The following is an 8,782-nucleotide window of genomic DNA, read 5'->3' as shown; positions in this document are numbered from 1 at the left end:
CAACTCCAACCGCTCCCTGGTGATGCGCCTGGACAAGCTGTCCGGCGAGACGGTGGTGGGCCTGGAGCTCGCCACCGGCGTGCCGCTCGTCTACGAGATTGGCGCCGACGGACAGGTCGTCTCCAAGAGGCCATGCCCATCCTCGCCCTCGTCCGTCACGGTCAGTCCCTCTGGAACCTTGAGAACCGCTTCACCGGCTTCGTGGACGTGCCCCTCACCGAGCAGGGCCGCGCCGAAGCCCGCAAGGCCGCCGACGCCCTCCAGGACGTGAAGTTCGACGTGGCCTACACCTCCGCCCTCAGCCGGGCGCAGCAGACGCTGGCCATCCTGCTGGAGGCGCTGAAGCAGACCCCGCCCGTCATCCGCGACGCGGCCCTCAACGAGCGCCACTACGGCGACCTGCAGGGCCTCAACAAGGCGGACGCCGCCAAGGAGTTCGGCGAGAAGCAGGTCCACGTCTGGCGCCGCTCCTTTGACGTGCCGCCCCCCAACGGCGAGTCCCTGGAGATGACCGCCAAGCGCGTGCTGCCCTTCTTCGACCGCGCCATCGCGGGCGACCTGCGCCAGGGCAAGAACGTGCTCGTCGTGGCGCACGGCAACTCCAACCGCTCCCTGGTGATGCGCCTGGACAAGCTGTCCGGCGAGACGGTGGTGGGCCTGGAGCTCGCCACCGGCGTGCCGCTCGTCTACGAGATTGGCGCCGACGGACAGGTCGTCTCCAAGCGCGGCTGAGCCGCCCTGACGGCAGGGCCTTCCTGGGGAAGATGGGAGGGGGCTTGAATGAGCGGCCTTCTTGCCCGTCAGATGGGACGAAGCACGAACACCCCCAAGGATGCACACCATGAAGGCCCTGACCCTCGCCGTCGTCCTGCTCTCCTCCGCCGCGGCCCTGGCCCAGACGGCGCCCAAAACGGCGGAATCAGTCACCATCTCTGGCGGCGCCGAGTTCCGCCGCCCGCCGCCCCCGGGCCAGTCCACGCCGCGCCCGGGACCGATGCCCCAGCCGATGCCGATGCCGGTGCCCTCGCGCAACCAGGTCGTCATCGACCGTGAGCAGGTGGCGCGCCGTATCGACCGGCTGGAGAGCGCGCTGCGCGACGCGATGTCCCGCACGAAGGACGCCAAGGGCCGCGAGAGCATCCGCAACGCCATGGAGGAGCTGGACAAGCTGAGCGAGTACGTGGACGACGCCGCCCCGGTGGTGGTCAACCACCCGGCGCCGCTGCCGCCCCCGCCGCCGCCGGTCGTCCGGCCCATCTCGGACGTGCAGTTCCGCAACATCACGGCGGCGATGGTGCGCGAGTCCTTCCCGCGCGAGAAGCTGCGCATCCTGTCGCAGGTGGCCCCGAACGAGAACTTCCTCGTGACGCACATCCTGTCCGTGCTGGGGCAGTTCAACTTCTCCAACGACAAGCTGGAGGTGGTGCGCCTGATGCGGCCCACGCTGCTGGATCCGCAGAACGGCTACCAGCTGTACCAGGCGTTCCCCTTCTCCAACGACAAGCAGCAGCTGCAGGCCATCCTCGACAGCGGCGGGCGCTACTAGCCTCCTCGCGTCACTACCGGAGCGCGGACCAGATGGTCCGCGCTTCCTGCGAGTCCGCGGTGGCGTGGACGCTGGCCAGCACCCGTCCTTCCGCGTCCAGCGCCAGGACATAGGGGGTTTCGCTGGGAGAGAGGCCCAGGGCCTTGGCCATGTCACCGTTCTTGTCCAGCCAGGTGTCCTGCCAGTAGGACTGAGGCACCTGGCCCTTCGCCTTGCCGCGCGCGGTGCCCTCGCTGACGAAGAACGGCAGCTTGAGGGCAAGGAGCGACTGGCGGTGTACCGAGTCCGAGACGTGCTGGTCCGCCGCGTCGAACCATCCGCGCATCTGGGCGCCCGCGTCCTTGTTGGTGATGACGACCAGCAGCGTGGGACGGCCCTTCAACTCGTCGCTCGCGTGCTTCCCGTTCGTCAGGTCGCGCGCGGAGAACTCGGGCAGCGACTGTCCCTGGGAAGGCAGCGCGAACGCGCCCGGAGCCGTGAGCAGTACCCCCGCGAGCGCTGACACCGTGAGAATGGAGCGTCCCCGTCGCGAGCCTCTGGATTGGCGAGCCATGAGAGGACAAGTGTTCACGCGGATGCGGATCCCCTAGCGCCCGGAATGCCTGCGCACGCCCGGCAGCCTGCCCTGCGTGGGGATCCGGTAACGTCAGCGCCCCCCTTTCTCTTCGTACCGGGAGTCCCCCCTTGAGAACCGTCTCCCTCGCACTGCTCCTGCTGCCTCTGACGGGTGGCGCGGCCGTGAAGAGCATCTCCACCGTGGCCGACCTCCAGACCGCGCTTTCGTCCGCGAAGGCCGGGGATGAGCTCGTCCTGGAGGGCGGCACGTACACCGTCAACGCGAACCTCAACTGCGCCGCGGAGGGCACCCAAGCCGCGCCCATCATCGTGCGCGCGAAGAACCGCCACGCGGCCGTCGTGCGCTTCAACGCGCAGGAGGGCTTCAAGGTGTCCGGCCGGTACTGGACCTTCGACGGGCTCACGGTGGAGGGCATCTGCGCGAACGACCAGACCTGTGAGCACGCCTTCCACGTCACCGGCCACGCGGAGAACTTCGTCCTGCGCAACAGCCGCGTGCGCGACTTCAACGCGCAGCTCAAGGTGAACGCGTCGAAGAACGCCGGCGGCGTGTGGGAGATCCCGCACCGGGGCCTCATCGAGAACAACGAAATCTACGACACGCACGCGCGCGCGACGGGCACGCCCGTGACCAAGCTGAACATCGACACGGGCGACGACTGGGTGGTCCGCGACAACGAACTGCATGACTTCTCCAAGCAGGGCGGCATCTCCTACGGCGCCTTCATGAAGAGCGGCGGCAACCGCGGCCTCTTCGAGCGCAACCGCGTCCTGTGCGTGAAGGACCAGCCTGCGGGGGACACGCGCATCGGTCTGTCGTTTGGCGGAGGCGGAACCGGGAACGAGTTCTGCGCGCCAGCCTTCGACCCGACCGTGCCGTGCTCGCCGGAGCACAAGGACGGAATCATCCGCGACAACATCGTGGCGAACTGCTCGGACGTCGCGGTGTACCTGAACAAGGCCGCGAACACGCGCGTGCTGTTCAACACGTTCGTCGGCACGACGGGCGTGGACTACCGCTACGCCGAGTCCACCGGCGAGGCCATCGGCAACGTCCTGACGGGCGTCATCCGCAACCGTGACAGCGCCACCGGCACCCAGAGCGCGAACCGGTCGAACGTGGCCACCAACACGTTCGCGTCCTGGTACGTGGCGCCGCTCAAGGGGGACCTGACGGTCAAGGGCGACGTGTCGTCGCTCATCGGCGCGGCCCCGAGGAACACGCTGGCGCCGGAGGACTTCTGCGCGCGCGCCCGGCCCGCCTCGGCCACGCTGGGAGCCCTGGAGCACTCGCTGGGTGACTGCCCCGCGAACACGGGCGGCGGCACGGACGCGGGCACCGGCGGAACCACGGACGCGGGCACCGGCACGGACGCGGGCACCGGCACCACGGACGCGGGCGTCGTTCCGGACGCGGGCCCGGGCCCGGAGCAGGAGCCGCCGGACGAGGATGACGGCGGTTGCACCGCGAGCCCTGGCCTGCTGCCCGCGCTCCTCGGGCTGCTCGTGCCCCTGGCCCTGCGTCGGCGCGCCCGTCGCTAGCAGAGGCCTGGCGAGGCGGCTGGAGACCCCAGCCGCTTCGCTCCCTCACCCGCGCGCTTTAGAACGCGGTGGAGACGAACAGCCCCGGGCGGATGGCCAGGATGCCACCCACCACGAGCGCCAGCGACACCAGCGTGCCCACCAGCGGCAGCACGTAGCCGGGCGGCGTGCGCCGGCGGTTCGCGGACAGGGGGCCCTGGATGGCGCCCACCGCGAGAATCATCATCACGATGTGCCCGATGAGCGCCGGGTAGTACCCGCGCGTCAGCAGCACGCCAATGCCCACGAGCACCTGCAGCTGCATGAAGCCGGAGTAGGACGCGCCGATGATGCGCCCCACCTTGTCGAACGGGCGCTTCGTGGCGACCGCGAACGCGAAGAACGCGAGCGCGATGACACCGGACAACAGCACCAGGTAGCGAAGACCCGAGTGGAGATGGAAGAAGAAGGTCATGGACGCGAGGGTTTAGCACCCGCCGGGCGGGGCGCGACGTTTCCTGCAAGCTACGACGGGTCCGGCTTGGGCGTGCGCTTCGTGCTGGGGGGAAGGGGCGGCGCGGAGATGCGCTCGGTGGGGGGCAGCTCGCCCGTGAGGCTCTTGAGGAAGGCCACCAGGTCGTCCACCTCGCCGTCCTTCAGCGTGCGGCCCAGCTGGTAGCGGCCCATCAGGCGCACCATGGTGGGCAGGTCCTTCACGCTTCCGTCGTGCAGGTAGGGCCCGGTCATCTCCACGTTGCGCAGGGTGGGCACGCGGAAGTAGCCCCGGTCGTCCTCGTTCTTCGTCGCGTCGAAGCGGCCCGCGTCCGTGAGGGCCGGGTACGCCTCCACCAGCCCCAGCTTCTGGAACGAAGAGCCGCCCACCGCCGGGCCGTTGTGGCACGTGGTGCAGCCGGTGGTGACGAAGGCCTCCAGGCCGCGCTGCTCCTGCGCGCTCAGGGCCACGTGCTCCCCCGCGAGGAAGCGGTCGAAGCGCGACGGCGTGGTGAGCGTGCGCTCGAAGGCGGCCAGCGCCCGGGCGGCGTTGGCCAGCGTGACGGGCTTGCCCCCCTTGGGGAAGGCGGTGCGGAAGCGCGTGCTGTATTCAGGGATGGAGGACAGCGTGGCCTCGACGCGCTTCGCGTCCGGCATGGCCATCTCCACCGGGTTCATCATCGGCCCTTCCGCCTGGGCCTCCAGCGTGGCGGCCCGTCCGTCCCAGAACTGCGCGATGTGATGGCCCGCGTTGTAGACGGTGGGCGAGTTGCGGCTGCCCTTCTGCTTCTTGTGACCTTCCGACAACGCCTTGTTGTCCACGCCGAAGGTGTCGAGTCCGTGGCAGCTGTTGCAGGACACGTCGTGGTTCTTCGACAGGCGGGGCTCGTGGAAGAGCATGCGCCCCAGGGCCACCTGCTCCGCGGTGTCGTCGGGCAGCGGCGCCTGGTTGCGAGGCGCCTGGAAGAAGTGCGACGCCAGCTTCGCCACCGCCGCGGCATCCGGTGCCGTGGGCTTCGGGACCTGCTCCGCCACGGGAGCGGGCGCGGCCGGCTTCGCCTCCGGAGCCTTGTCTGGGGAGCGCTCACAACCGGCGAACAAGCCCGTTCCCATCACAGACAGGGTGAACCCGAGCAGCAATCGATTTCGCGTCATGTGAAGAGCCTCCCGGATGCAGCGCGGAGCGCACCGTACCAGTGCCCCGGGCGGCTGGCGTCGCGACAGAACGTCGCACCCACGGCGCGGCCTTTCCCATTCCATCAGTCTGGCAGCGCCTGCCCGGACGGCGGCCCGGCGGACGCGGCCCGAGCCTCCTGCGGAACAATCCCCGCGCCGCTACCTCTTCTTCAAGGTCTCGGTTACACGCAGTGGCGCATCCGCCAGGAAGCGGGGCGCCACGGAGGACGGCGGATGCAGGATGGAGACACGGGCGGCAAGGGGCGGGAGGTGGACGTGCTCGTCTGCCGCAAGTGCCTGACGAAGAGCGCCCGGAGCGGAGGGCAGGACCTGCCGCGCTGGCTCCAGGGGGAGCTGGCCGAGAAGGGCCTCGCCGGCCAGGTGCGCGTCACGCCCACCGGCTGCATGAACCAGTGTCCGCGCCGGCAGGTCACCGTGCTCGTCTCCGACTCCGATGATCCCGAAGGCCGCCTGCTGCTGGTGGAGCCCCGGCTGCAGCGCGACCTGCTGCTGAAGTTCGTGGAGCGCCGCGCGCGCCCGGACGCTCCCTCCGCCACGCCCGGCGACGGCGACGCTCCGGGGGGGCAGGAGCACCTCGGTGATGAACCGGTCCACGAGGAACGAGGCCAGTAGCCCCGTCGCGGTGCCAGCGGTGTCCCACGCCAGGTCCTTCACGGAGAAGACGCTGCCGCGAGCCTTGTCGTACACCTCCTTGCCCAACCCCACGCCCAATCCCAGTCCCACGCCGGTGAGCGCACGCGCGCCCGGTGAATCGAAGAGGACGGCGCCGGCCCCGTAGCCCACGCCCGTGGCCGCCGCGCACGCCGCGAAGTGTTTGGGCTTGTCGCTGCCAAACCAGTCATCACCGGACGCGGCGCGGCCAGAGGCCGGGACAGCGAGGAGCACGAGGGCAGCGAGCGCGGAACGGGCGGACATGCATCCATCCTGTAGCATCCTCCGCGAAGGACGCGACCTGGGCTGAGAGTGAAAATCCGGCGCGTTTCCACGCTTGCCGACCCCCACGGTTGGTGCGTTTTGGAGACGAGGCCCGCACGTGGGCTTATGCTCGACTCGTTTTGAAAGGCTTCGGTCCCTCGCTCAACTTCCGGCAGACCCGGCACCCCGCGCTGGATGGCGCGCGAGGACTGGCCGTGCTCGCCATGGTGATGGGTCACACGCTGGACGCGCTGCTGGCGCCCGCGTTCCGGGACCATCCGTGGATCCAGGAGTATTGGAAGATCCGGGGCATCACCGCGCCCCTGTTCCTGCTGGTGAGCGGCTGGGCGGTGGTGATGGCGCTGGGCACGAAGCCGGGCGCCGCGAAGGACTCCTTCGGCCGCCGGTTCCGCCGCGCGCTGCTGCTGCTCTTCCTGGGCTACCTGCTGCACTGGCCGGGCTGGGGCGCGGTGCGCGAGCTGGGCTTCTCCGAAGCCATGCTGCGCAAGGTGTTCCAGTTCGACGCGCTCCAGTGCATTGGCGCGGCGCTGCTCCTGGGCGCGATGGCGCTGGTGGTGACGCCGAACCGGGGCGCCCGGGCGCTGCTGCTGGGCGGGCTGGCGGTGGGCATCCCCCTGGCGAGCGTTGGGATGTGGGACGCGGGCGCGCACCTGCCGGTGCCGCTGCAGCAGTTCATTGGCAATGGGGAGGGCAGCCGCTTCCCGTTCTTCCCCTGGGCGGGCTTCTTCTTCGCGGGCGCGTTCGCCGCGCACGCGCTGCACCTGCTCAAGCCGGGCCTGCCGCAGGGCTTCTCGTTGCTCGCGCTGGGCGGAGCGCTGCTGGCGCTCACCCGTTGGGTGCCCGTGGAGTGGACGCCCACCAGTCCCACGATGGTGCTGTACCGCGTGGCGCAGGGCCTGCTGGTGCTGGGCGTCGTGAACCTGCTGCCGCAGCGGGTGAGCGGCCTGCTGGCGCCGCTGGGACGGCTGTCGTTGTGGATCTACGTGCTGCACCTGCCGGTGGTGTACGGCTGGGCGGACATCGCGGGCCTCGCGCAGCGCATCGGTCCCCGGCTGGGCATCGCGGCGGCGCTGGGTACCTCCGTGGCGCTGCTGGTGGGCTGCTACCTCATCGCCCGGATGGGCCGCTGGGTCCGCGAGCAGGCCCGTCCGTGGCGCGCCGGCTCCACCACGCTGAACGCCAGCGTCGGCACCGCGCGCCTGGGCCAGTAGAAGGAAGCCCCGTCCGTTCACGCGGCCGGGACGACGGCGCGCAGGGCGGCCACGCTCGCGGATTCAGCCCTCGGAGCCGGTGCGCGGCAGCTTCGCGGGCGGCTCGGTCGCGTTGCCACGCGCCACCAACTCACGCGTCACGGCCTCCAGTGCGTTGATGCGACGGCCCGCCCGGCCCCGGGCCCACGTCGCCACCTCCGGCGCCTTGAGCAGCTCCACCGCCTGCTCCACGCCGCCTGCCTTGCCCTTGAGCGCCCGCGCGGTGACCAGCCGCACGTTGCGCGCGGCCCTGCGCGTCAGGCCGCTGTTCCACAGCAGGTCCAGGGCGAACGAGGTCCACACCGTCAGCTCGTCGTCCGGGCGCAGGAACGCCTCGAAGCGGGCCAGCGCCTGGGCACGCGGCTCACCGGCGCGCAGCTCCTCCTCCGGCAGCTCCACGTGCAGCGACGTGCTGTACGCGAGCGGCTGCTCCGGCGCGATGACCGCCTCGAAGCGCTCGCCCGTGGCGTAGCGGACCGCCACCAGGTGCACCAGCTCCGGCGGGATGCCCGCCTCCAGCGGGTGCGCGTTCGCCTCCGCGTAGAAGAGGACCAGCCGGTCCGCGGCATCCGCCAGCGAGCGCAGCTCCAGCGGCGGGCGCCACTCGCCCTTGTAGATGCGGCGGCGGTTGGGCCCCGTGCGCGTCTCCTGGCGCTCCAGCTGCGTGTCCACCATGAACTCGAACGCGCCCAGCATGCGGTCGAAGTACTCGGGCTTGCCCTCCAGCTGGCCCAGGATTTCCGCCACCGCCTCGATGGTGGAGACGCAGTGGTCCGCCGGCTCCGCGCGGATGCGGTAGTTGCTGGGGCGGCGCGGCACGAAGCCGATGCGCGGCAGCGCCGCGAGCACCGGGTTGCGCATCACCACCTTCTTCGCCTGCGGCCAGGTGCCGTCCACGACGATGAGCGTCTCCGGAGGATTCGCCTGGGCCTCCTCCACGGAGATGGCGTCCTCGCCCGGGAAGAGCACCGCGACGCGCTCCGGGTTCTTCGCCAGCTCCTCCAGCCGCGCGTGGCCGGAGAAGTCCACGCCCCGGTGCAGCTCCGAGTTGGTCAGCGACAGGTGCGCCATGCGCGCCGTGCCAATGGCCACGCGCCGCTCCCTCGGATGCTGGAGGAACACCACGCGCGTGCGCGTCTGGAGCTGGGGGACATGCGCGCAGTAGCACGCGCTTTCAGGACGCAGACACTTGATGCAGAAGGTACGCACGCCCGGCCCTTTATCACGGCCCCGCCCCGCCCTGCCCCGGTCGACCGGGCGCGCC

9 protein-coding genes are annotated in these 8,782 nt (G+C 70.6%); 5 read left to right on the top strand and 4 right to left on the bottom strand.

Annotated elements, in window-relative coordinates; genetic code table 11:
- Window positions 1-132 precede the first annotated feature (132 nt).
- Both D7V77_RS38000 and D7V77_RS37995 read left to right on the top strand, forming a co-directional pair.
- A complete protein-coding gene (locus tag D7V77_RS38000) occupies window positions 133-732 on the top strand; it encodes a 2,3-diphosphoglycerate-dependent phosphoglycerate mutase (RefSeq protein WP_120581125.1) in 600 nt (199 codons plus the stop codon).
- A gap of 109 nt (window positions 733-841) precedes the next feature.
- Window positions 842-1,546, top strand: coding sequence for a DUF4476 domain-containing protein (locus D7V77_RS37995; RefSeq protein WP_158624566.1), 705 nt, complete (start codon window positions 842-844; stop codon window positions 1,544-1,546).
- A gap of 13 nt (window positions 1,547-1,559) precedes the next feature.
- Here the strand turns inward: D7V77_RS37995 and D7V77_RS37990 are convergent, their stop codons facing one another.
- The gene (locus D7V77_RS37990) at window positions 1,560-2,099 is read right to left on the bottom strand and encodes a hypothetical protein (RefSeq protein ID WP_147452288.1); all 540 of its coding nucleotides are present in this window, start codon (window positions 2,097-2,099) and stop codon (window positions 1,560-1,562) included.
- A gap of 131 nt (window positions 2,100-2,230) precedes the next feature.
- Between D7V77_RS37990 and D7V77_RS37985 the strand changes: the two genes are divergently transcribed.
- Complete coding sequence (locus tag D7V77_RS37985; RefSeq protein ID WP_120581122.1) at window positions 2,231-3,664, top strand: chondroitinase-B domain-containing protein; 1,434 nt, start codon at window positions 2,231-2,233, stop codon at window positions 3,662-3,664.
- Between the two features lie 58 nt (window positions 3,665-3,722).
- Here D7V77_RS37985 and D7V77_RS37980 read toward each other — a convergent pair whose 3' ends face one another.
- Together D7V77_RS37980 and D7V77_RS37975 are read right to left on the bottom strand one after the other, a co-directional pair.
- Window positions 3,723-4,118, bottom strand: a complete 396-nt coding sequence (locus tag D7V77_RS37980; protein ID WP_120581121.1) for a hypothetical protein — start codon at window positions 4,116-4,118, stop codon at window positions 3,723-3,725.
- A gap of 50 nt (window positions 4,119-4,168) precedes the next feature.
- The gene (locus D7V77_RS37975) at window positions 4,169-5,290 is read right to left on the bottom strand and encodes a cytochrome-c peroxidase (protein WP_120581120.1); all 1,122 of its coding nucleotides are present in this window, start codon (window positions 5,288-5,290) and stop codon (window positions 4,169-4,171) included.
- 255 nt (window positions 5,291-5,545) lie between these two features.
- Here D7V77_RS37975 and D7V77_RS37970 point away from each other — a divergent pair, with 255 nt between their 5' ends.
- Window positions 5,546-5,944, top strand: a complete 399-nt coding sequence (locus tag D7V77_RS37970; RefSeq protein WP_199733963.1) for a (2Fe-2S) ferredoxin domain-containing protein — start codon at window positions 5,546-5,548, stop codon at window positions 5,942-5,944.
- A gap of 443 nt (window positions 5,945-6,387) precedes the next feature.
- A complete protein-coding gene (locus D7V77_RS37960; protein ID WP_233597485.1) occupies window positions 6,388-7,479 on the top strand; it encodes an acyltransferase family protein in 1,092 nt (363 codons plus the stop codon).
- A gap of 63 nt (window positions 7,480-7,542) precedes the next feature.
- Here D7V77_RS37960 and D7V77_RS37955 read toward each other — a convergent pair whose 3' ends face one another.
- The gene (locus D7V77_RS37955; protein WP_120581119.1) at window positions 7,543-8,727 is read right to left on the bottom strand and encodes a tRNA-uridine aminocarboxypropyltransferase; all 1,185 of its coding nucleotides are present in this window, start codon (window positions 8,725-8,727) and stop codon (window positions 7,543-7,545) included.
- Window positions 8,728-8,782 lie beyond the last annotated feature (55 nt).

Origin of the sequence: Corallococcus sp. CA041A (genome assembly GCF_003612075.1) — a bacterium.
Lineage (GTDB): Bacteria > Myxococcota > Myxococcia > Myxococcales > Myxococcaceae > Corallococcus > Corallococcus exiguus.
The sequence above is the reverse complement of the archived record's forward strand: the minus strand, read 5'-3'. Positions and strand labels throughout refer to the sequence as shown.

Excerpts from the sequence above, each read along its gene's own strand:
- D7V77_RS37980 (WP_120581121.1), bottom strand. The coding sequence starts at position 4,118 with ATGACCTTCTTCTTCCATCTCCACTCGGGTCTTCGCTACCTGGTGCTG.
- D7V77_RS37975 (WP_120581120.1), bottom strand. The coding sequence starts at position 5,290 with ATGACGCGAAATCGATTGCTGCTCGGGTTCACCCTGTCTGTGATGGGA.
- D7V77_RS37990 (WP_147452288.1), bottom strand. The coding sequence starts at position 2,099 with ATGGCTCGCCAATCCAGAGGCTCGCGACGGGGACGCTCCATTCTCACG.
- D7V77_RS38000 (WP_120581125.1), top strand. The coding sequence starts at position 133 with ATGCCCATCCTCGCCCTCGTCCGTCACGGTCAGTCCCTCTGGAACCTT.
- D7V77_RS37995 (WP_158624566.1), top strand. The coding sequence starts at position 842 with ATGAAGGCCCTGACCCTCGCCGTCGTCCTGCTCTCCTCCGCCGCGGCC.
- D7V77_RS37970 (WP_199733963.1), top strand. The coding sequence starts at position 5,546 with ATGCAGGATGGAGACACGGGCGGCAAGGGGCGGGAGGTGGACGTGCTC.